The sequence below is a fragment of the Ruegeria sp. BHSC276 genome (genome assembly GCF_059612945.1).
This window is the reverse complement of the sequence record NZ_JBXWRP010000001.1, coordinates 395,554-416,486: the sequence shown is the minus strand read 5'-3', so window position 1 is coordinate 416,486 and position 20,933 is coordinate 395,554. Positions and strand designations below refer to the sequence as shown.

Annotated in this window: 20 protein-coding genes; 12 read left to right on the top strand and 8 right to left on the bottom strand. The window is 63.1% G+C overall.

The features are described 5' to 3' along the window. The 12 genes from tolR (at window position 1) to AC2FMD_RS02020 (ending at window position 12,346) form a co-directional block, all read left to right on the top strand. On the top strand, window positions 1-477 hold the full coding sequence (gene tolR / locus AC2FMD_RS02075) for a protein TolR (RefSeq protein WP_496688381.1): 477 nt from the start codon (window positions 1-3) through the stop codon (window positions 475-477). 9 nt (window positions 478-486) lie between these two features. Then, complete coding sequence (tolA, locus tag AC2FMD_RS02070; RefSeq protein WP_496743486.1) at window positions 487-1,578, top strand: cell envelope integrity protein TolA; 1,092 nt, start codon at window positions 487-489, stop codon at window positions 1,576-1,578. Next, window positions 1,575-2,894, top strand: coding sequence for a Tol-Pal system beta propeller repeat protein TolB (gene tolB / locus AC2FMD_RS02065; protein WP_496681360.1), 1,320 nt, complete (start codon window positions 1,575-1,577; stop codon window positions 2,892-2,894). The genes tolA and tolB overlap by 4 nt, the downstream gene beginning before the upstream one ends. 89 nt (window positions 2,895-2,983) lie before the next feature. Beyond that, window positions 2,984-3,484 (top strand): peptidoglycan-associated lipoprotein Pal, encoded by a 501-nt coding sequence (gene pal, locus AC2FMD_RS02060; RefSeq protein ID WP_496743484.1) that lies wholly within the window; start codon window positions 2,984-2,986, stop codon window positions 3,482-3,484. Between the two features lie 4 nt (window positions 3,485-3,488). Next, on the top strand, window positions 3,489-4,313 hold the full coding sequence (gene ybgF, locus AC2FMD_RS02055) for a tol-pal system protein YbgF (RefSeq protein WP_496681363.1): 825 nt from the start codon (window positions 3,489-3,491) through the stop codon (window positions 4,311-4,313). Beyond that, window positions 4,310-5,563, top strand: a complete 1,254-nt coding sequence (tilS, locus tag AC2FMD_RS02050) for a tRNA lysidine(34) synthetase TilS (protein WP_496743483.1) — start codon at window positions 4,310-4,312, stop codon at window positions 5,561-5,563. Before ybgF ends, tilS begins: the two co-directional genes overlap by 4 nt. Before the next feature lie 76 nt (window positions 5,564-5,639). After that, window positions 5,640-7,556, top strand: coding sequence for an ATP-dependent zinc metalloprotease FtsH (ftsH, locus tag AC2FMD_RS02045; protein ID WP_496681367.1), 1,917 nt, complete (start codon window positions 5,640-5,642; stop codon window positions 7,554-7,556). A gap of 95 nt (window positions 7,557-7,651) precedes the next feature. Next, the gene (locus AC2FMD_RS02040) at window positions 7,652-8,227 is read left to right on the top strand and encodes an MOSC domain-containing protein (protein ID WP_496743482.1); all 576 of its coding nucleotides are present in this window, start codon (window positions 7,652-7,654) and stop codon (window positions 8,225-8,227) included. A 165-nt stretch (window positions 8,228-8,392) separates the two neighbouring features. Then, window positions 8,393-10,069: a formate--tetrahydrofolate ligase gene (locus AC2FMD_RS02035; RefSeq protein ID WP_496681371.1), complete on the top strand. Its 1,677-nt coding sequence runs from the start codon at window positions 8,393-8,395 to the stop codon at window positions 10,067-10,069. A 57-nt stretch (window positions 10,070-10,126) separates the two neighbouring features. Then, complete coding sequence (locus tag AC2FMD_RS02030) at window positions 10,127-10,432, top strand: chorismate mutase (RefSeq protein ID WP_496681374.1); 306 nt, start codon at window positions 10,127-10,129, stop codon at window positions 10,430-10,432. 55 nt (window positions 10,433-10,487) lie between these two features. After that, window positions 10,488-11,378, top strand: a complete 891-nt coding sequence (folD, locus tag AC2FMD_RS02025) for a bifunctional methylenetetrahydrofolate dehydrogenase/methenyltetrahydrofolate cyclohydrolase FolD (protein WP_496743480.1) — start codon at window positions 10,488-10,490, stop codon at window positions 11,376-11,378. Window positions 11,379-11,602: 224 nt separating this feature from the next. After that, complete coding sequence (locus tag AC2FMD_RS02020; RefSeq protein WP_496743478.1) at window positions 11,603-12,346, top strand: LytTR family DNA-binding domain-containing protein; 744 nt, start codon at window positions 11,603-11,605, stop codon at window positions 12,344-12,346. A 4-nt stretch (window positions 12,347-12,350) separates the two neighbouring features. Here the strand turns inward: AC2FMD_RS02020 and pdeM are convergent, their stop codons facing one another. From pdeM to AC2FMD_RS01980, 8 genes are all read right to left on the bottom strand, one after another. Then, window positions 12,351-13,013, bottom strand: coding sequence for a ligase-associated DNA damage response endonuclease PdeM (gene pdeM, locus AC2FMD_RS02015; protein WP_496794594.1), 663 nt, complete (start codon window positions 13,011-13,013; stop codon window positions 12,351-12,353). A 43-nt stretch (window positions 13,014-13,056) separates the two neighbouring features. Beyond that, a complete protein-coding gene (locus AC2FMD_RS02010; protein ID WP_496794593.1) occupies window positions 13,057-15,465 on the bottom strand; it encodes a ligase-associated DNA damage response DEXH box helicase in 2,409 nt (802 codons plus the stop codon). A gap of 52 nt (window positions 15,466-15,517) precedes the next feature. After that, on the bottom strand, window positions 15,518-16,825 hold the full coding sequence (locus AC2FMD_RS02005; protein ID WP_496711362.1) for a DUF8689 domain-containing protein: 1,308 nt from the start codon (window positions 16,823-16,825) through the stop codon (window positions 15,518-15,520). 118 nt (window positions 16,826-16,943) lie between these two features. Continuing rightward, window positions 16,944-17,489: a prepilin peptidase gene (locus AC2FMD_RS02000; protein ID WP_496711363.1), complete on the bottom strand. Its 546-nt coding sequence runs from the start codon at window positions 17,487-17,489 to the stop codon at window positions 16,944-16,946. 3 nt (window positions 17,490-17,492) lie between these two features. Continuing rightward, window positions 17,493-18,344 carry a tetratricopeptide repeat protein gene (locus AC2FMD_RS01995; RefSeq protein WP_496688407.1) on the bottom strand — a complete coding sequence of 284 codons (852 nt, stop codon included), beginning with the start codon at window positions 18,342-18,344 and terminating at the stop codon, window positions 17,493-17,495. A 29-nt stretch (window positions 18,345-18,373) separates the two neighbouring features. Then, the gene (locus AC2FMD_RS01990; protein ID WP_496743531.1) at window positions 18,374-18,955 is read right to left on the bottom strand and encodes a tetratricopeptide repeat protein; all 582 of its coding nucleotides are present in this window, start codon (window positions 18,953-18,955) and stop codon (window positions 18,374-18,376) included. A 4-nt stretch (window positions 18,956-18,959) separates the two neighbouring features. After that, window positions 18,960-19,943, bottom strand: coding sequence for a type II secretion system F family protein (locus AC2FMD_RS01985; protein WP_496688411.1), 984 nt, complete (start codon window positions 19,941-19,943; stop codon window positions 18,960-18,962). Window positions 19,944-19,953: 10 nt separating this feature from the next. Next, window positions 19,954-20,922 carry a type II secretion system F family protein gene (locus AC2FMD_RS01980; protein ID WP_496681400.1) on the bottom strand — a complete coding sequence of 323 codons (969 nt, stop codon included), beginning with the start codon at window positions 20,920-20,922 and terminating at the stop codon, window positions 19,954-19,956. Between the last annotated feature and the right edge of the window lie 11 nt (window positions 20,923-20,933).

The window sequence follows — 20,933 nt, the reverse complement described above, 5'->3', positions numbered from 1 at the left end:
ATGGGCGCGGCGATGCAGCAATCGTCGGGCGGCAACGGGCGTCGCCGCGGACGCCGCCGCGGCCGTGCCCAGCCGATGGCGGAGATCAACGTCACCCCCTTCGTGGACGTGATGCTGGTGCTGCTGATCATCTTCATGGTTGCCGCCCCGCTGATGACGGTGGGTGTTCCGGTCGACCTGCCCAAGACGGCGGCAAGCGCCTTGCCCGGCGACAACGAGGAACCGCTGACCGTGACCATGACGGCGGATGGGCGGGTGCAGATTCAGACCACGGACGTCGCGCGTGACGAACTGGTCGGCAAATTGCGCGCCATCGCGGCCGAGCGAAGCAGCGACCGCGTGTTCCTGCGGGCCGACGGCGCGATCCCCTATGCGCAGGTCATGCAGGTCATGGGCGCGTTGAACGCGGGAGGCTTTTCCAATGTGGGCCTGGTCACCGACACCGGCGGACCGTCGCTGGACGAAGGCCAAGAGTGAGGCCGCGCGGTGGATACCGGCACCAAGATTTCGGCGATTGCCCACGTCACCCTGATCGGTTGGGCCTTGTTCGGCGGCACCTTCCGCTCCGAGCCCCTGCCGATGGCCGTACAGGAGGTGTCGGTGATCTCGGCCGAGCAATTCGCGGCGCTGACTGCACAGCGGGAGGCTCCGGCGGTGGCGGTGGCGCCTGGTGGGCTTGAAACTCCGGACGCAGAACCCCCGGCGCCTCAGCTCCCTGAGCCGGTTGATGAGGAACCACCGCGACCCGAAACCGTGACTCCGCCGGAACCAGACCCCGAGCCTCAGCCCGTCCCCGTCGAGGCACCGCCCGAGCCGGAAATCATCGAACAGCCCCCGGTTCTGGCGGAGCCCGAACCCGAGGTGGCCGTTTTGCCCGCCTTGCCCGAGTCTCAGCCGCGCCCCGCCGACAAGATCGCGCCGGAACCCATCGCGCCGCCACCGCCGGATGCCAAGCCCGATGACATCGAAACACCGGCCGTTTCATTGGATGAGGGCGCCGAGACCCAGCAAGAACAACAGGATCAGACCGCCCCTGAAGAGGCGACCGACCAGATCGTGACCGAAGCGGAACAAGGCAAGGACCTGTCGCCCCAACGTTCGCCGCGCCCGCGGGTACGGCCCAGCCGGCCGCAACCAACCGCTCAGGCCGAGGTGGCCGAGACCAATACACCATCCGAGCCGGCCCCGCAGGATCAGGCCGCCATCAACGATGCCCTGGCCGAGGCGCTGGGTGCCGCCGAGGAACCGGCCGGCCCGCCCCTGACAAGCGGCGAGAAAGACGCGATGCGTCTGGCCGTTTCGCGGTGCTGGAACGTGGGGTCCCTGTCGACCGACGCCCTGCAAACCGTCGTCGTGGTCGGCTTTTCGCTGAACCGCGACGGCACGATCGTTGCGGGCAGCCTGCGGATGCTGGACAGCTCGGGCGGGTCGGCGGGCGCCGCGAAACAGGCATACGAGGCCGCCCGACGCGCGATTTTGCGCTGTGGTGCCAAAGGATACGACCTTCCTGCTGACAAATACGCGCATTGGAAGGATATTGAGATCACCTTCAATCCCGAGAGGATGCGGATCAAATGATGAAACTACTGACCAGCCTCCTTGTCGGCCTGACCTTGCTGTCGGCCCCGGCGTCTGCCCAGACAGGGCCGCTGAGGCTGGAGCTGGATCAAGGCATCATCGAACCGATGCCCTTCGCTGTGCCGAACTTCGTGCCCGATACCCCGGCCGCCACGCAATATGCCACCGACATCAGCCGCGTGGTCGCCACCGATCTGACCGGCACCGGCCTGTTCCGCGAAATCGCGCCCGAGGCCTTCATCAGCCAGGTCAGCAGTTTCGAGGCCCCGATCCAGTTCGCTGACTGGAAGGCGATCAACGCCGACGCGCTGGTGACCGGCGCGGTGAACCTCTCGGGCAATACCCTGACGGTGCGGTTCCGGGTGTGGGACGTGTTTTCGGGGCAGGAACTGGGCAACGGGTTGCAGTTTTCGGGCCCGATCGATGGATGGCGGCGGATGGCGCACAAGGTGGCCGATCAGGTCTATAGCCGCATCACGGGCGAGGGTGGCTATTTCGACAGCCGCGTCGCCTATGTGTCGGAAAGCGGCCCCAAGGATCAGCGGCGCAAACGGTTGGCCATCATGGACTACGACGGCGCCAATGTGCAGTACCTGACCGACAGTGCCGCCATCGTTCTGGCGCCGCGCTTTTCACCGGCGGGCGACCGGCTGCTGTACACCAGCTATGAAAGCGGCCGCCCGCGCATCTATCTGCTGGATGTGGGCCGGGTGAAAAAGCAGGAGCTGAAAACGCAGGACGGCACCATGAGCTTTTCGCCGCGGTTCTCGCCCGACGGTCGCTCGATCGTCTATTCGCTGACCCAGGGCGGCAATACCGACCTGTGGAAGATGGATCTGGCCTCGGGGCAGAGCGTACGCCTGACCAATACGCCTGCCATCGAAACCGCGCCAAGCTATTCGCCGGACGGTTCGCGGATCGTCTTTGAAAGTGATCGGTCGGGCCAGCCTCAGTTGTATGTGATGCCCGCCAATGGCGGCGAGGCGACCCGCATAAGCTTTGGCCAGGGCCGCTATGGCACACCGGTCTGGTCGCCGCGGGGCGATCTGATTGCCTTCACCAAGCAGAACAAGGGCCGCTTCCACATCGGCGTGATGCGCGTGGACGGCAGCGAAGAGCGTCTGCTGACCGCCTCGTTCCTGGATGAAGGTCCGACCTGGTCGCCCAATGGCAGGGTCATAATGTTCACCCGCGAAACACAGGGGGCCAGCGGGCGGTCTACGCTGTATTCGGTCGACATCTCGGGGCGCAACCTACGCCCGGTCCGCACACCGGACGGGGGCAGCGATCCGTCATGGGGGCCGTTGTTGAAATGAACTGATCGTCAATGATGCCGACGTTCACAAGGTACCTTGGCTGTGATAGACAGGCGTCAAACAACAAAATGGAACCAGAGGCGATTGAAATGAACGTATTGAGCAAGATCGCGGCACTGGGCGCGCTGGCGCTGGTGACCGCCTGTACCAACAATGATCCTTCGGCCCTGGGCGGGGCAGGCGGGGCCGGGGCGCTGGTGCCGGGTTCGGCCAGTGATCCGCGCTCGCCGGCCTATTTCCAGCAGGCGGTCGGTGACCGGGTTCTGTTCGCGGTCGATCAGTCCACGCTGTCCCCCGAGGCGCAGACCATTCTGCAGGGCCAGGCCGACTGGTTGCTGGCCAATACCGACTATACCGCCACCATCGAAGGCCATGCCGACGAACAGGGCACGCGGGAATACAACCTTGCGCTGGGCGCCCGCCGTGCCAATGCCGCGCGCGAGTTCCTGATCTCGCGCGGGGTGGCCGGGAACCGCCTTCAGACCATCAGCTTTGGCAAAGAGCGCCCGATCGAGATTTGCAGCACCGAGGAATGCTACTCCAAGAACCGCCGGGCGGTGACGGTGCTGACCGGTTCGACCGCGGGGTGATGGTATGAAGGTTGCAGGTTTGGTGCTGGCGGCGGCCCTGACCGTCGCCACCGGGGCGCAGGCGCAGGATCAGCAGACCCTGGCGGATATCCGGCAGGAGCTGACCGTGCTGCATGTAGAAATCCAGCGGCTCAAGCGCGAGTTTTCGACCACCGGCGCGCCCGCGCCAAACCTGTCCGGCAGCTCGATCCTGGAACGGGTTGATGCGATTGAGGCCGAATTGCAGCGGCTGACCCGCCAGACCGAGCAGTTGAACCAGCGTATCCAGAACATCGTGAGCGACGGCACCAACCGGATCGGTGATCTCGAGTTTCGGCTTTGCGAGCTGGAGCCGGGCTGTGAGTTCAGCGGCGAGCCGACCGCGCCCCTTGGCGGCGAGGACGCCGCGACGATCGTCACCCCACCGGCGCCGGACATCGCAGAGGGTGCCGGCCAGGTCGAGCTTGCCGTGGGCGAGCAGGCCGATTTCGACGAGGCGGCGCAGGCCCTGGCCGATGGTGATTTCCAGACGGCCGCCGACCTGCTGGCGCAATTCGACGCCAAGTATCCTGGCAGCCCGCTGGCCGCCGAGGCCAATCTGCGCCGCGGTCAGGCGTTGGAAGGGCTGGGGGACACGCGTGAAGCCGCGCGGGCGTTTCTGGCAAGTTTTACCGTCGAATCCGAGGGTCCCGTAGCCCCCGAGGCCCTGTACGAACTGGGCGCTGCGCTGGGCCGTCTGGGACAGGTCGAACAGGCCTGCATAACCTTGGGCGAGGTTTCGGTGCGCTTTCCCGATTCGGGTTTCGTTTCCGCGGCGTCGCAGGAAATGGCGTCGCTGGACTGCTCTTGACCCGCGACACCGAGAGCCTTCTTTCCGGGCTTCGGACGCGGCTGCCCAGCCCCTTGCCGCCTCGGCTGGGAGTCGCGGTTTCGGGCGGCAGCGATTCAACCGCCCTGTTACATTTGCTGGCGCGCGTCGCAGGGGGTGAGGGCATCCGCCTGTTCGCGGCCACGGTGGACCACGGCTTGCGTCCCGAGGCCGGGGATGAAGCGGCCCGGGTGGCTGCGCTGTGCGAACAGATGAATATCCCGCACACGATCCTCGAATGGAGGGATTGGGACGGGTCAGGCAACCTGCAGGATCAGGCCCGGCGGGCGCGGTATCAATTGCTGCGCGGTTGGGCGGCGGAACGGGGCATAGCGGCCATCGCCCTGGGGCACACGGCGGATGATCAGGCTGAAACCGTTCTGATGCGCCTTGCCCGCGCGGCTGGCGTTACCGGCCTGTCGGCCATGCCCGTGATGCGGGACATGGGAGGCGTCACCCTGTATCGGCCCTTGCTGTTTGCCACCCGTGCCGATCTGCGCGCCTATCTGGACACGGAAGGGGTCGGCTGGGCAGAGGACCCTTCGAATCAGGACCGTCGGTTCGACCGGATCAAGGCCCGGCAGGCGCTGGCGGGCTTGTCCGAACTGGGGATCACTGCCGAAACTCTGGCGCGCGTCGCTGAGAACATGGGACGGGCAGATCAAGCCTTGCAACGATATGCGCGGGAAATGGCCCAGAGCATCGCGACCCAGCACGCGGGTAGTATCCAGTTGGACCGGGCGGGCTTCGCCGCCGCTCCGCCAGAAGTTCAGCGACGGCTGGTCGTGGGGTTCGTGCGTTGGATCGCGGGGGAAGACTACCCTCCGCGTCAGGCTACGGTCGCGCGCGCGATGGCCGCGATTGCGGCAGGGCAAGCCGCTGTGATCGGAGGATGCCAGATCGTTCCGTCCGGGAAATTTGCGTGGATTTGCCGAGAGCTGAACGCCGTGTTCGGGAAGGTTGCCAGGCCGGGCGACCTCTGGGATGGGCGCTGGATTCTGCGCGGGCCGGACACCGACGGCGCCGAGACGCGCGCGCTGGGAGAGGTTGGACTGAGACAGTTACCGGACTGGCGCGCCGAGGGATTGCCGCGGGTCGTGCTGAGTTCGACGCCCGCGGTCTGGCGGGGCGATCACCTGCTGTCGGCGCCGCTGGCTGGTCTGGCCAATGGCTGGATGGCTGAAATCGTCCCCGCGCGGGCCCAGGTTCAGGCCGCGTTTTTATCGCATTGAACCTGCGCCAATCATCTCTATTTTAAGGGTCAACACGGCAGGTTGTGATCTGCCGAAGTCTTTTGGGAGATATTTCTTGGGCAACGCGCGCAACATCGCCTTCTGGGTCGTTCTGTTCCTGCTGATCCTTGCATTGTTCAACCTGTTCAGCGGTCCAGGTGGAACGCTTCAGAGCAACGAACGCACCTATTCCGATTTCGTCAGCGCCGTCGAAGCGGGCGACGTCAAGAACGTGACGCTGGACGGGGAACAGATCCGCTATACCACGGGGTCCGGCGGCAACTATGTCACGATCAAACCCGGTGATGCCGAGGTCACCAAGCTGCTGATCGAGAAAGACATCCCGGTTCGGGCAGAGAAGCAACAGCAATCGGGTTTCCAGTCGTTCCTGATCACGCTGCTTCCCTTCCTCCTGTTGATCGGTGTCTGGGTCTATTTCATGAACCGGATGCAGGGTGGCGGCAAAGGCGGTGCCATGGGCTTTGGCAAGTCCAAGGCCAAGATGCTGACCGAAAAGCATGGCCGCGTGACCTTTGACGATGTGGCGGGCATCGACGAGGCCAAGGAAGAACTGGAAGAGATCGTCGAGTTCCTGCGCAACCCGCAGAAATTCTCGCGCCTTGGCGGCAAGATCCCCAAAGGCGCGCTGCTGGTCGGCCCTCCGGGTACCGGTAAGACGCTGCTGGCCCGAGCGATTGCGGGTGAGGCCGGCGTGCCGTTCTTCACCATCTCGGGTTCGGATTTTGTGGAAATGTTCGTGGGTGTGGGCGCGTCCCGCGTGCGCGACATGTTCGAGCAGGCTAAGAAGAACGCGCCTTGCATCGTCTTCATCGACGAGATCGACGCCGTGGGTCGCCACCGTGGCGCCGGTTACGGCGGCGGCAACGACGAACGCGAACAGACCCTGAACCAGTTGCTGGTCGAGATGGACGGGTTCGAGGCCAACGAAGGCGTCATCATCCTGGCAGCAACCAACCGCAAGGACGTGCTGGACCCGGCGCTACTGCGCCCGGGCCGCTTTGACCGTCAGGTGACCGTCGGCAATCCCGATATCAAAGGACGCGAGAAGATCCTTGCGGTGCATGCCCGCAAGACGCCGCTTGGCCCGGATGTCGATCTGCGCATCATCGCGCGCGGCACACCCGGGTTCTCGGGCGCCGATCTTGCCAACTTGGTGAACGAGGCGGCTTTGATGGCCGCGCGGGTCGGTCGGCGTTTCGTGACCATGGAGGATTTCGAGAACGCCAAGGACAAGGTGATGATGGGGGCCGAGCGCCGCTCGATGGTGTTGACTCAGGACCAGAAGGAAAAGACCGCCTATCACGAGGCCGGCCATGCCGTTGTCGGCATGACCCTGCCGCTGTGCGATCCGGTCTACAAGGCCACGATCATTCCGCGCGGCGGTGCGCTGGGCATGGTGGTCAGCCTGCCCGAGATGGACCAGCTGAACTATCACAAAGACGAGTGCGAGCAGAAGCTGGCCATGACCATGGCGGGCAAGGCCGCCGAAGTCATCAAATACGGCGAGGATCACGTCTCGAACGGCCCGGCCGGCGACATCATGCAGGCCAGCCAGCTGGCGCGGGCCATGGTGATGCGCTGGGGCATGTCCGACAAGGTCGGCAATATCGACTATGCCGAGGCGCATGAGGGCTATCAGGGCAATACCGCGGGGTTCTCGGTTTCGGCCCACACCAAAGAGTTGATCGAGGAAGAGGTCAAGCGCCTGATCCAGCAGGGATATGAGCGCGCGCACCAGATCCTGACCGACCATCACGAGGAATGGGAGCGTCTGGCGCAGGGCCTTCTGGAATACGAAACCCTGACCGGAGACGAGATCAAGCGGGTGATGAAGGGCGAGCCACCGCACGCAGGCGATGACGAAAGCGGTACACCCGATCAGGGTGGCGCGGCCAGCGTGACGGCAATTCCGAAGACCAAGCCCAAGAAATCTCCGCCCGAGGGCGGGATGGAGCCCGAACCCACTGCCTGACGCAAAAAACCCGGCCCACGCGCCGGGTTTTTTCTTGCCTTTCCTGCAATGGGACGCAGGCTGCGACGGATAAACCGACAGACAAGGAAACTCCCATGCCCGTTTTGCGCGAAACCGATTTCAAGGCTACGGTCGTCTGGCTGGGGCATGTCCCGGCCGGGGACTCTCTGCGTGCCCGCTCGGTAGACCGGCTGGACCTTGATTTCGCGGGCGACAGCGGTGCGCGCCACCAAGGGCTGAACCGCCCTTCCTGCGTGCGGGTCAGCAATCTGTATCCACGGGGCACGGAGATCCGCAACGTGCGCCAGCTGACGATCCTGTCGGCCGAGGAACTGGCCGATATCGCCGACGAAATGGGTGTCGACAGCTTGGACCCGGGTCTGCTGGGGGCCAGCGTCGTTGTGCAGGGGATTCCGGATTTTACCCATGTCCCGCCATCCTCTCGCCTGCAGGCCAGCGGCGGGATGACACTGACCGTCGACATGGAAAACCGCCCCTGCGTGCTGCCTGGCCGCGAGATCGAGGCTGACGCGCCCGGCCATGGCGCTGGGTTCAAGCCAGCCGCACAAGGGCGGCGCGGGGTGACGGCCTGGGTCGAACGACCGGGGGCCGTGACGCTGGGCGACACCCTGACCCTGTTTGTTCCCGATCAGCGCCCCTGGTCGCCCTGACGCGCAAGCGTTTCCCATTCGAAACCGCTGAACGGTGACAACGCCGTTTCGCGGCTCGAAAATGTCGGAATCCACATCCATTCCCGCAGAGCACGACGGTATGGGTTGAACAGCACCGGCGCTTGGCGTCGGTTTTGCACGGAATTCAATCAGGGACCTTGCCCAATGAGCTACAAATCCGACATTGAAATCGCGAGAGAGGCGAAAAAGCTGCCGATCCAGGAGATCGGGGCCAAGCTGGGCATCTCCAGCGACGATCTGCTGCCCTATGGCCACGACAAGGCAAAGGTCAGCCAAAGCTTTATCAACTCGGTTCAGGACCGCGAGGACGGCAAGCTGATCCTGGTGACCGCGATCAACCCGACCCCGGCGGGCGAGGGCAAGACCACCACCACCGTCGGTCTGGGCGACGGCCTGAACCGCATCGGCAAGAATGCGATGATCTGCATCCGCGAGGCCTCGCTGGGCCCGAACTTCGGCATGAAGGGCGGCGCTGCGGGCGGCGGCTATGCGCAGGTCGTTCCGATGGAAGAGATGAACCTGCATTTCACGGGCGACTTCCACGCGATCACCTCGGCGCACTCGCTGCTGTCGGCGATGATCGACAACCACATCTATTGGGGCAACGAGCAGGAAATCGACGTGCGCCGCGTTGCCTGGCGCCGCGTGGTCGACATGAACGACCGCGCCCTGCGCCAGATCACCTGCTCGTTGGGTGGTGTGGCCAATGGCTTCCCGCGCGAAGGTGGGTTCGACATCACCGTGGCCTCCGAGGTGATGGCGATTCTGTGCCTGGCCAACGACCTGAAGGATCTGGAAAAGCGTCTGGGCGACATCATTGTGGCCTATCGCCGCGACAAGTCGCCGGTCTATTGCCGCGACATCAAGGCCGAGGGCGCGATGACCGTTCTGCTGAAGGACGCGATGCAGCCCAACCTGGTGCAGACGCTGGAAAACAATCCGGCCTTCGTGCATGGGGGCCCGTTCGCCAACATCGCGCATGGCTGCAACTCGGTCATTGCAACCAAGACCGCGCTGAAGGTGGCCGACTATGTCGTGACCGAGGCCGGTTTCGGGGCCGATCTGGGCGCCGAGAAGTTCATGAACATCAAGTGCCGCAAGGCGGGCATCGCGCCGTCGGCGGTGGTGATCGTGGCCACGGTGCGTGCGATGAAGATGAATGGCGGCGTGGCCAAGGCCGATCTGGGCGCCGAAAACGTCGCGGCTGTACAGTCGGGCTGTGCCAACCTGGGCCGCCACATCGAGAACGTGAAATCCTTCGGTGTGCCGGTCGTCGTCGCGATCAACCACTTCGTCACCGATACCGATGCCGAGGTTCAGGCGGTCAAGGATTATTGCGCCGAGCATGGGGTCGAGGCGGTTCTGTCGCGCCATTGGGAGCTGGGCTCGGAAGGGTCCGAGGATCTGGCCCGCAAGGTCGTGGAACTGGCTGATGCCGGCACCGCGAATTTTGCGCCGATCTATCCCGACGAGATGCCGCTGTTCGAAAAGATCGAGACCATCGCCAAGCGTATCTACCGCGCCGACGAGGTGCTGGCCGATGCCAAGATCCGCAACCAGCTGAAGGAATGGGAAGCCGCCGGATACGGCAACCTTCCGGTCTGCATGGCCAAGACCCAGTATTCCTTCTCGACCGATCCGGCGTTGCGCGGGGCACCCACCGGTCATTCGGTTCCGGTGCGCGAAGTACGCCTGAGCGCCGGTGCTGGCTTCATCGTGGTGGTGTGCGGAGAGATCATGACCATGCCCGGCCTGCCCCGCAAACCGGCGGCCGAGACGATCCGACTCAATGACGCAGGCCAGATCGAGGGCTTGTTCTAAGCCGTCGAATAAGACATCTCGTGGTCCGGGGAATCCCCGGGCCATGAGGAGATTGCGATGTCCACTCTGACACCGCCGCAGGACTGTAGAACCATGCAGGAACTGCGGAATCAGATCGACAAGCTGGACCGTCAGCTGATCGAGTTGCTGGTGACGCGCGCAACCTATATCGACCGCGCGTCCGAGCTGAAGCCGGGCGAGGGCCTTCCGGCTCGAATCCCTGAGCGTGTCGAAGACGTGGTGCAAAAGGTGCGTTCGAACTCGGTCGATTTGGGCCTGGACCCCGATCTTGCCGAAAGGCTGTGGCGCATCCTGATAGATTGGTCGATCGCGCGCGAAGAGCGTGTGCTCGGCCCGAGCTGAACGAACCGGGCGCCGCATGCGCCCGGCCCGGTGTTTGAACAGAAGGGATCGAGGGATGGTAGCCCAGGTTATCGACGGCAAGGCGTTTGCAGCAAAGGTGCGCGCGCAGGTGGCCGACAAGGTCGCGAAGCTGAAAGAGGAACACGGTATCACGCCCGGTCTGGCCGTGGTGCTGGTGGGCGAGGACCCCGCCAGCCAGGTCTATGTCCGCTCGAAGGGCAAGCAGACCGTCGAGGTCGGCATGAACTCGTACGAGCACAAGCTGGACGCCGATACCTCCGAACAGGACCTGCTGGCGTTGATCGACAAGCTGAACAACGATCCGGCGGTGCATGGTATCCTGGTGCAGTTGCCGTTGCCCAAGCATCTGAATGAAGACCTGGTTATCAATGCGATCAACCCCGCCAAGGATGTGGATGGGTTCCACATCTCGAACGTGGGCCTGCTGGCCACCGGGCAGAAGGCCATGGTGCCCTGCACCCCGCTGGGTTGCCTCATGATGCTGCGGGATCATCATGGCTCGCTGTCCGGCTTGGATGCGGTGGTGATCGGCCGGTCGAACATCGTGGGCAAGCCGATGGCGCAACTGCTGCTGGGCGACAGCTGCACCGTGACCATCGCGCACAGCCGTACCAAGAACCTGCCCGACGTGGTGCGCAGTGCCGATATCGTCGTGGCCGCCGTGGGCCGCCCCGAGATGGTGCCCGGAGACTGGATCAAGGAGGGCGCCACTGTGATCGACGTGGGCATCAACAGGATCGAGCGCGATGGCAAGACCAGGCTGGTCGGGGATGTAGACTATGCAAGTGCGGCCGAACGGGCAGGTGCGATTACCCCCGTTCCGGGCGGTGTCGGACCGATGACGATCGCCTGCCTGCTGGCGAATACCCTGACGGCCTGCTGCCGGGAAAATGGTCTGCCCGAGCCCGAAGGTCTGACCGCATGACCATAGGTTGCGGCCAGAGCATGGCCGCAACCTGGCGACCGGCCGGACGCAATGGCCGGCCAGCCTGACTGCTCGGATTGCACACGAATAGTTTACTGGCGACCGATCGTATTGGATGCCGGTCGTTTTCATGATAATTCCATCTTATCAGAGTGTTGAAAGGTGAAGGCGCCCGGCAGCCCTGGCCTGAACGGTGTGGGACCGGGGTGGGGTGGTGAGTTGGAATGACGTCGATGTTGCGCGGTATCGGGGCCGAGTGCACGCCGCAACGGCTTGTGGCTGGTTTTGTCTTTGTTCCGTTGTTGGCCTACACGGTCAATCCGTTCAACGAACTGGAATTGTCCTACCCTCTGCGGTTGGCGTTTTGGACCGGACTCATGGCTCTGGCGATTCTGGCGGTCAGAAGTGGGCGAAAATTCGCCTTGCGACGTTTTGGGCATTTGGGAATGACGACGCGCGACTATGCCGTCGCGCTGATGATCATTTTGTTTTTTACGCCGGTGTTCTGGGCCTTCACCGTGCTCCTTTTTACGGCTTGCGGCTACCCGTCTCCGGGATTCGGCGCGGTCGGTGCCTATGGGGTGTTGTTGGGAACAGGCCTTGTTCTGGCGTCCAAAAGCATCAGGAATGACTCTGCCGAGCAGCGGCCCATGGAATGCCCGCGTCTGGTTCGGCGCCTGCCCGAGGATTTCTCGGGCGACATTGTTCGGCTCAGCGCTCGGGGTCACCACGTCGACGTCGTGACGACGCAGGGGGTCTACACCGTGCGTCTTCGCCTGAGCGATGCCATGGACGAAATGGACCCGGTCATCGGCCATTGTGCGCACAGGTCTCATTGGGTGACCGAGGCAGCGGTCGAGGGTGTCGAGAAAGCCGGTGGCAAGCTGTTCCTGCGCCTTTGCAATGGCGATCTTGTCCCGGTCAGCCGGAAATACAAACCGAATCTGGAAGAAGCCGGTCTGGTCTGACAGGTCACCGCGGCATGGCGGTGAGGCGCGGCTGCACCCCGGTCAGGATCGCGCGCGCCTCGGGCCCCATCAAGCCGGACAAAGCGGTATCACTGCTACGCAGCCCTCCGGTATAGGTGCCATAGGCCGGAAGAATCAGCCGCTGATCGTCGAAGAGAAACGCCGGACGTGTGATCAAACGGCCCCGGGCCCGCAGCCGCACCTTGGGGTGATAGTGACCCGAGACTTCGCCCTGCGCATCGTTTTGGGCGATGTGGCGAAATACCAGCGGCGCGCGGCGCCACTCGGCCAGTTGGGCGCCGCTCAGGGACACGGGCCCCGGATCGTGATTGCCCTCGATCCAGATCCACAGGCGGCCGGCCTGCAGGGTCGAGATCCGCAGACGGTCCGCCTCATCCAGCGTATCAGCGGCCTCAATGTCGTCGAAGCTGTCTCCAAGGCAGATCACGGTCTTGGCCCCGGTCCGCTCCAGGTCAGCGGTCAGGCGCGTCAGCGTGTCGCGGGTGTCATAGGGGGGCAGGGTTGGGCCGCCCCGCCGTGCCATGCGGGCCGATTTCCCCAGATGCAGGTCCGACACGCACAGCAGGTCATGATCGGGCCACCACAAGGCACCCGAGCCGAGGGCGTGCAGGCGCACGCCGGAAAACGAGAACGCGAGGCTGTTCATGGTCCGGTCCTTGCCTGATCCGCGCGTAGTTTCAACCTGATTCTCAGTCCGGCGACAGACCCGCGGCCGCCAGCAGGCGGGCGCTTTCTTCGGCCAGAATCCGTTCTTCGGCCGCGCCCTTGACCGGAACCTTTCCCACCTCGAGCAGCAACGGCGCCGCCAGCGGTGACACCCGATCCAGCCGGACCAGGTCGATCCGGTCGCCGATACGCGCGATCATCGCCTCGATCCGTCCGAAATCGACCAGCCCGCGCATGGCTTCTTCGCGGGTGATCTGCATCAGCAGGTGGTCGGGGTCGTATTTCAGCAGCGTGTCGTACAGGATGTCCGACGAAAAGGTCGCCTGCCGCCCGCTTTTGCGTTGGCCACCTGTATTGCGCTCGATCAACCCGGCGATGGTGGCCGAGGCGCGGAAGGTCCGTTTCATCACCGCATTGCCCGCCAGCCAGTTGTCCAACCCGTCGCGTAGGGCCTCGATCTGGAACAGGGGGCTGGGGTCGTTCACCGCGTCCAGGCCCCAGATCAGCGTGGCATAGTCGGTCGCGACAAAGCCCAGCGGGGCCAGCCCGGTTTCCTCCATCCGTTTGGTCAGCAGCAGGCCCAGCGTCTGTTGTGCGTTGCGTCCGGCAAAGCCGTAAACGCACAGGTTTTCGCGGCCGTCATTTGGAAAGCTCTCGATCAACAGCCGGTCACGCTCGGGCAGCCGCGACATCCGACGCTGCAGATCCAGCCATTCACCCGTATGTTCGGGCAGTTGCGGCCAGTCGGGCTGTGCGAACATCCGCAGGATGCGATCGCTCAGCTGAGTCGAGGTGGCGAACTTGGTGCCTGAGAAGGTGGCGACCTTGGGCTTTTTGTCCGCACGGCGCGTGACTTCGACAACCGTTTCGCGCAGTCCTTCATAGCGCACGATCTGACCGCCGATCAGGAAGGTGTCGCCGGGGGTCAGCGATGCGGCAAAGGCCTCTTCGACCTCGCCCAAGGGTTTGCCGCCCCGGTTGCGCTTCAGCCTGACCTTCAGGGTATCGCTGTCCTGGATCGTGCCCAGGTTCATGCGGATGCGTTGCGCCGCGCGAGGGTCGCGCAGCTGCCACAGCCCGTCGGGGCGCTGTTGCAGGCGCTGCCAGCGGTCATAGGCCCGCAGCGCATAGCCACCGGTGGCGCAGAATTCCAGACAGGCATCGAAGGCCGCGCGGGACAGATCGGCATAGGGCCCGGCCGAAGTGACCTCGGCATACAGGGCATCGGCATCGAACGGCCCGGCGCAGGCGGCGATCAGGATGTGTTGGCACAATACGTCACGTGGGCCGGAGCCGCGCGGCTCGCCGTCCAGGTCGTGTTCGCGCGCGGCCTCCAGCGCGGCAACACATTCGACCACCTCGAACCGGTTTGCAGGCACCAGCAGAGCCTTGGACGGCGCGTTGTAGCGGTGGTTGGCCCGCCCGATCCGCTGGACCAGGCGCTTGACGTTTTTGGGGGCGCCGATCTGGATCACAAGATCCACGTCGCCCCAGTCGATCCCCAGATCGAGGCTGCCGGTGCAGACGATGGCGCGCAGGTCTCCACGGACCATCGCCGCTTCGACCCGTTCGCGCTGTTGCCGGTCGAGGCTGCCGTGGTGGATGCCGATGGGCAGGCCTTCGTCATTGGCCAGCCACAGGTTGTGAAAGAAGATCTCGGCCTGGGCGCGGGTATTGTGGAAGATCAGCGTCGTCTTGTGCTGCCGGACCTGCTCCAGCACCGCCGGGATGGCATAGGCCGCGCCGCCCCCGGCCCACGGCGGCATTTCGGCCGTTTGCAACATGGCGATATCGGGGTCGGGGCCGGGGTCTGCCATAACGATGTTGCAAGGGTCGGGGTGGCGGGCCAGAAAGCGCGCGATGGCATCCGGGTCCTCGACCGTCGCCGACAGGCCCACGCGCCGCAGATCGGGACACAGCGTCTGAAGGCGGGCCAGGGCCAGCATCAACTGGTCGCCCCGCTTGCTGTCGGCCAGCGCGTGTATCTCGTCCACGATCACGCGCTGGACGCCCCGGAACATGCGGGGCGCATCCTCGTAGGACGTCAGCAGCGCCAGGCTTTCCGGGGTCGTCAGCAGGATATGCGGCGGGTCCACGCGCTGGCGTTTCTTCTGGGAGGGGGTGGTGTCGCCGGTGCGGTCTTCGATCCGGATCGGCAACCCCATCTCATCGGCCGGGCCGCGCAGGTTGCGTTTGATGTCGGCGGCCAGCGCCTTGAGAGGCGAGACATAGATCGTGTGCAGCCCCTCATACCCATCGGCCAGTTCGATCAGCGAGGGTAGGAACCCGGCCATCGTCTTGCCGCCGCCCGTGGGCGCGATCAACAGCGTCGCCGGGGCCTGCGCCCTGTCGATCATGGCCTGTTGGTGCGGGTGGAGGGACCATCCCCTGGCAGAGAACCAGGCGTCTATTCGGGCGGGAGTCTGCGTCATGGACGCAGACTAGCCCGCCCGGTATCAGAGCGGAATGCGGTTTAGGATCGTCTTATTTGACGATTTTCTCGTCCTTGACGAACATGTTCGCCCAGGCGCGGTCGATCAATTCGGGGCTCATCTGATAGGGGATGCCCTCGAACTCGCAGATCGAGATCATCTGGTCGATCAGGAAGATCGGCTGATAGTTCGCATAGACATTGTTGATGGTCGGGTATTTGACCTTCAACAGATGCACCAGCGCGGCCTCGTCCAGCGGCATTCCGCGCTTGCGGGCGACCATGGCAAAGATCTTCAGGAAGTTTTCCTGGTTCGGGCCGTCAATTTTGATCTTGAAGAAGATCCGGCGCAGCGCGGCCTGGTCGAAGATCTCGTTGGGGTGAAAGTTGGTCGAGAAGATGACCAGCGTGTCGAAGGGCACCTCGAACTTTTCACCAGACTGAAGACCCAGAATGTCCTTGCCTTCTTCCAGCGGAACGATCCACCGGTTGATCAGGGCCTGCGGCGGCTCGGCCTGGCGGCCAAGGTCGTCCACGATGAAGATGCCGCCGGTCGATTTCAGCTGCAGCGGCGCCTGATAGGTGCGTGCCGTAGGGTTGTAGACCAAGTCCAGCATGCTCAGCGACAGTTCACCGCCCGTGATCACCGTGGGGCGTTCACATTTGACATAGCGCGAGTCGAACCGCTTGCGGCGGCGCAGGCTGTTGGGGTCGTCGGGTTCGTCTTCGATCGCGTTGTGCACGATCGGATCATAGACGGTAATCACCTGGCCGGCATATTCGATCGCGCGCGGCACATAAACATTGTCGCCCAACGCATCGCGAATCCCGTTCGAGATTGAGGACTTACCGTTGCCCGGCGGACCATACATCAGGATCGACCGGCCAGCGCTGACCGCGGGCCCCAGATGGTCCAGCAGGCTGTCGGGCAGGACAAGATGACCCATGGCGCTGGTCAGTTGCTCGCGGGTGACTTGGATGTTGCGGATCGACTGGCGCTTGACCTGTTCGCGATAGACATCCAGCGGCACGGGCATAGCGCCGAAATACTCGGACTGGCTCAGCGCATCCAGCGCCCGCGCCTTGCCGGCATCGGTCAGTTGATAGCCCATCTCGTTTCCGCTGTTGGCGTTCAGCGTGCCGGTCGCCTCGAGCAGTTTTTGTTCGCGGGCGATATCGACCAGTTCCTGCGTGACCGATGCCGGCAAGCAGACCGCCTGGGAAATCTGTGTGACCGTGTCGACATTCTTGCGGAAGATGGTCTTGAGAAGGATGTCCCGCATCATCACCAGCGGAAGCTGCATTTCCTCCAGCCCTTTCGGGGAAGGGGGGGCCATCACGGAAGTGGTCTGCATATTCATGAGCGCTGCTCGTCCATCAAAATGTCACACGATAGTCCCCCGTTAAGGGGCGGATGTGGAAAATCTGGCGCACCTTTGTGGCAGCACAATGGCGCGGGCGCGGCGCAGGAAAGATGGTTTAAGAACCGTAAATGGCGCCGAGAATTAGGTAGATGGCCAGAGCCCCGGCAAGCGCCAGACCCATAGGGAATTTCTTGCCCTGGTCCCAGCTTTCCCATTCTGGCGCGAACCGGCGCAAGCCGGAATGTTTCGCCAGTCGGTGGGTCGTGAACGCTGCCAAGACCGTGGCCATCAGGATGGCGGCAACCGACAGAAGGTCGCCCAACCAAACATAGGGGGCGGCGGCGGCGCAGAATTTGGCGTCACCGGCCCCCATGACGCCTGCGGCGTTCAGCAGGATGCCAAGAAACAGGACTACGATCAGGTGATACAACTGCCAGGCGTAGACCGGCAGCGAAAAGGACAGCGGGCCAAGCGTTCCGGGCAGCCAATCGCCCGACCAGGGTGGAACCGCGATCAGGCCCACCACCGCGAACACGGCCGCCAAGGCGACGACCGCGTGGTTCTTGATGCGCATCTCACGCATGTCGGTAAAGGCGACATACAGGCAAATGGGCAGGACAAAGGGCAAGAACCACAGTGCCGCGGCAGAAGGGATGGTCATCTATCAGGCTTCCTCGAGTGCGCGCAACGATCGCACCGCCTCGTCGAAATACTGCGGGTGCGTCGCGATGGCCTCGCGGAACAGGTTCTTTGCCAGGTTCACGTCGCCGCGCTTGACGGCCGAGATCGCCATCGTGTTCAACAACTCGGCCCGTTCAGCCTGGGTCATGGGAATCACGGGCATGGAATAGTTGCCCTGTGCGGCTCGGGCCAAGACCAAATTGTTCTTGGCGGTGAACAGGTTTTTGTCCTGGCGGATGGCCTCGGTGAACAGCCGCTCGGCTTCGGCATACTGGCCGCGGCTCAGTTTGGAATACCCCCAATTGTTCATGACACCGGCCGGTCGGGTCGTCAGACCCACGGCAGTCTCATAGAAATGATCGGCGCGTTTCCAATCCTTGTTGGCATCGGCGACCAAGGCTTCGAGGCGGTATCGCTTAAAAGTCTCGTGCGTCGGCGGCACGGAATCAAGGACTGCCTTGGCATCTTTCCAGTTTCCGCTGCGGACCAGCGCATCCGCATATTCCACCCTGTCGGCGCTGGTGGCACCGGGCATCGTGGTCACGCGTTTCCACGCGACCGCGGCTTCGGTGCTGCGTTTGGCGCGAACCAGAGAAATGGCCAGGCCACGCTGCAGGTCGATCCGGTCGGGGTTCTTGCTGGCGGCGCCCTGGAAATAGGTGACGGCCTCGTCCGGGTTCGACGCATTCAACATCACGTCGTTCAGGTTGGTCTCGTCGATGACGTTCACTTCCTGGAACGTGCGTTCGACCTTTTCCTGCTCGGTTTCCTTGGCGCAGGCCGTCAAGATCAGCCCGCATGCCGCGACTGTGGGAATCAGAAAGCTGTGGCGCATTTTTGCGTCCCTTGCTGCTCGTGCCTCTGTTATCGGTTCCTGCGCAACAGGAATGCCCCATCCCCTTGTTGCTCAAGCCGGAATTCTTGTTCTTGCGTAGTATTATTAACAGGATTTTCCATTTTTGCGAGTGCCAAGCGCAGATTGTCCCGGATTGCGTCACTTTCGCCATTGTCCAGCGCATAGGCCCGTTGGAACACCTGCGAGGCTTCGGCATATTCACCGGTTTCCATCAGCAACACGCCCAGATTGTTCCAGGCGATCGGCCATTCCGGGTCTTTCTCCACGGCTTCGCGCAACAGCGGTTCCGCCTGGCCAAGACGCCTGAGCCCAAGATTGGCGGTGCCGATCGAGGTCAGGATCTCGGCGGTCATCCCTTCGGCCAGCGCCGCGCGGGTGAAAGACTCCAGCGCCAGTTCGTATTCTCCGGCGGCCATCAGGCGGTTGCCGACGGCAACTTCGTCGACCGGGCCGCCCTTGGGGTCGATCCCCGGGGGGTAGGGGCCTTGGGTCAGGCCTGTCTCGGTACACGAAACCACCGCGGATGCGGCCGCGGTGGTTGTCAGGATGAAAACCCCTGTTCTTGTGACGCGAAGCAGCGACGTCTGCATCCGGCTATTTGCTCATGTTCGTAAAGTCCATGATCCCCTTGGCCGAAGGCCCGATCAGAATGATCAGCAGCGGCGGGACCGTCAGCATCATTGTGGCAAGCGTCATTTTGGTTGGCAACTTGTTTGCGGCCTCTTCCGCCCGCATAACCCGCTTGTCACGCATCTCGCCCGCATAGACCCGCAATGCATCGGCGATCGAGGTGCCGAAAGTCGCCGATTGGATCATCACGGTCACGAACGAGCTGACGTCCTGCACGCCGCAGCGGGTGCCGAAGTCGCGTAGAACCGTGTCCTTGTCCTTGCCCGCCTTCATTTCATAGGCAACGGTTTCAAATTCCTGGGCGATTTCCGGATAGGATGATTGCATTTCGGACGCCACGCGAACGATGGCCTGATCCAGCGACTGACCCGCTTCCACGCAGACAAGCATCAGGTCAAGCGTATCGGGGAAGCCGGCGGTGATGGCTTCTTTGCGTTCTTCGATGCGGCGCGTGATCCAGTATTTGGGGATGTAATAGCCGATGGCACCGGGCACCAGCACGCGGATCATCATCTGCTGGCCGGTAAATTCCTGCCCGTTGTTGAACACGGTGACCAGCAACACCCCGATGATGATGCCGGAAATTCCCAAAGCGAACTGCGCAAAATGGAAGAACCGAACCGCGTCCTTCGACCGGTAACCGGCCTGACGCAGCTTGAGTTCCATGGCGGAATATTCTTCTTGGTCCTTCGGCTCAAGAAAGTTGGCGAATTTCTCCAGCTGTTCGTTGCGGCTTGAATTGCGCAGCTGGTCCTTTTTGCTCTTTTTTTCGCGCTTGGGCGCCGCGTTGGCGCGCTGCAGCTTCTTCAGGGGGTCTTCGGGCTGGTTCAGCAGAATGGGGATGGTGATTAGGATCATGAACAGGCCCAGCACGCCCACGACGATCAGCGGCCCGAACTCTCCCAACTGCTGGGTCAGAAAATCATTGATTTGGTTCAGGATTTCCATGCTTGCCCCTTCAGACCTTGATGTTGGTGAGGATGCGCATCACGATCAGGTTCAAGGTCAGCATAATGCCGACAACGAAGCAGGCCGGGATGAACCACGGGTGATCAAGGACCGAGTCATAATAATTTGGGTCCTTCACCAGGATAAACAGCAGGCAGCCGACAGGGAACCCTGACAGGAACTTGCCCGACCATTGTGCCTCGGCGGTGATGGCCTTGACGCGCCGAAACAGACGGAAGCGGGCCCGGATCACCTTGGCAAGACCGGCAAGGATTTCGGCCAGGTTGCCGCCGGACTGCTGTTGAATACCCACCGCAACGGCCAAGAAGCGAAGGTCCTGCATGTCCAGACGCTCGGCCATGTCCTTGAGCGCTTCGCCCACGTCGCGGCCATAGGCGCATTCGTCGGCGATCACACCAAATTCGGTACCCAACGGGTCTTCGACCTCGTTGGCGACGATCTGGACGGACGATACGAACGGGTTGCCCACCCGCAGCGAGCGCACCATCAGTTCGACCGCATCCGGCAGTTGTTCCTCCAGCATGGCCATCCGCTTTTTGGCCTTGCTGTTCACCCAAGCATAGACCGCACCGACCCCGATCGCCACCGACAGCGCAACCCGCAACAGTGTCTCGGTGCGGGTGCCGATGCTCAGCCCCATGAAGGCAACGATCGACAGCAGGGCCATCATCATGATCAACTGGCGCGGGCTGAAGGCGATCGCTGCCTTTTGCGCCTTGTCGGCCAACAGGGAATAGAGCGGGATGCTCTGCGATTTCATGTGCTGCTGCATTTCCTTGCGCAGCTGTTCCAGCACCTGTTCGCGACCGACACCCTTGTCAAGCATGTCCAGACGGCGATTGACCTTGCTGTTCAGGCTGATGGACTTGCCGAAAGCCACCAGATAGATGCCTTCGACCAGCGCCAGAACCCCGACGAAGATCGCGACATAGATGAGCGCCTCGGTAGGCAGTTGCATGTCCGGCTCTC

What these genes read in the sequence shown, in the direction of transcription:
- AC2FMD_RS01995 (WP_496688407.1), bottom strand. Translation starts at nt 18,344, where the DNA reads ATGCGCCACAGCTTTCTGATTCCCACAGTCGCGGCATGCGGGCTGATC.
- AC2FMD_RS02040 (WP_496743482.1), top strand. Translation starts at nt 7,652, where the DNA reads ATGCCCGTTTTGCGCGAAACCGATTTCAAGGCTACGGTCGTCTGGCTG.
- pal (WP_496743484.1), top strand. Translation starts at nt 2,984, where the DNA reads ATGAACGTATTGAGCAAGATCGCGGCACTGGGCGCGCTGGCGCTGGTG.
- AC2FMD_RS02035 (WP_496681371.1), top strand. Translation starts at nt 8,393, where the DNA reads ATGAGCTACAAATCCGACATTGAAATCGCGAGAGAGGCGAAAAAGCTG.
- AC2FMD_RS01990 (WP_496743531.1), bottom strand. Translation starts at nt 18,955, where the DNA reads ATGCAGACGTCGCTGCTTCGCGTCACAAGAACAGGGGTTTTCATCCTG.
- AC2FMD_RS02020 (WP_496743478.1), top strand. Translation starts at nt 11,603, where the DNA reads ATGACGTCGATGTTGCGCGGTATCGGGGCCGAGTGCACGCCGCAACGG.
- AC2FMD_RS01980 (WP_496681400.1), bottom strand. Translation starts at nt 20,922, where the DNA reads ATGCAACTGCCTACCGAGGCGCTCATCTATGTCGCGATCTTCGTCGGG.
- AC2FMD_RS02010 (WP_496794593.1), bottom strand. Translation starts at nt 15,465, where the DNA reads ATGACGCAGACTCCCGCCCGAATAGACGCCTGGTTCTCTGCCAGGGGA.
- pdeM (WP_496794594.1), bottom strand. Translation starts at nt 13,013, where the DNA reads ATGAACAGCCTCGCGTTCTCGTTTTCCGGCGTGCGCCTGCACGCCCTC.
- AC2FMD_RS02005 (WP_496711362.1), bottom strand. Translation starts at nt 16,825, where the DNA reads ATGAATATGCAGACCACTTCCGTGATGGCCCCCCCTTCCCCGAAAGGG.
- folD (WP_496743480.1), top strand. Translation starts at nt 10,488, where the DNA reads ATGGTAGCCCAGGTTATCGACGGCAAGGCGTTTGCAGCAAAGGTGCGC.
- tolB (WP_496681360.1), top strand. Translation starts at nt 1,575, where the DNA reads ATGATGAAACTACTGACCAGCCTCCTTGTCGGCCTGACCTTGCTGTCG.
- ybgF (WP_496681363.1), top strand. Translation starts at nt 3,489, where the DNA reads ATGAAGGTTGCAGGTTTGGTGCTGGCGGCGGCCCTGACCGTCGCCACC.
- tolR (WP_496688381.1), top strand. Translation starts at nt 1, where the DNA reads ATGGGCGCGGCGATGCAGCAATCGTCGGGCGGCAACGGGCGTCGCCGC.
- AC2FMD_RS02030 (WP_496681374.1), top strand. Translation starts at nt 10,127, where the DNA reads ATGTCCACTCTGACACCGCCGCAGGACTGTAGAACCATGCAGGAACTG.
- AC2FMD_RS02000 (WP_496711363.1), bottom strand. Translation starts at nt 17,489, where the DNA reads ATGACCATCCCTTCTGCCGCGGCACTGTGGTTCTTGCCCTTTGTCCTG.
- AC2FMD_RS01985 (WP_496688411.1), bottom strand. Translation starts at nt 19,943, where the DNA reads ATGGAAATCCTGAACCAAATCAATGATTTTCTGACCCAGCAGTTGGGA.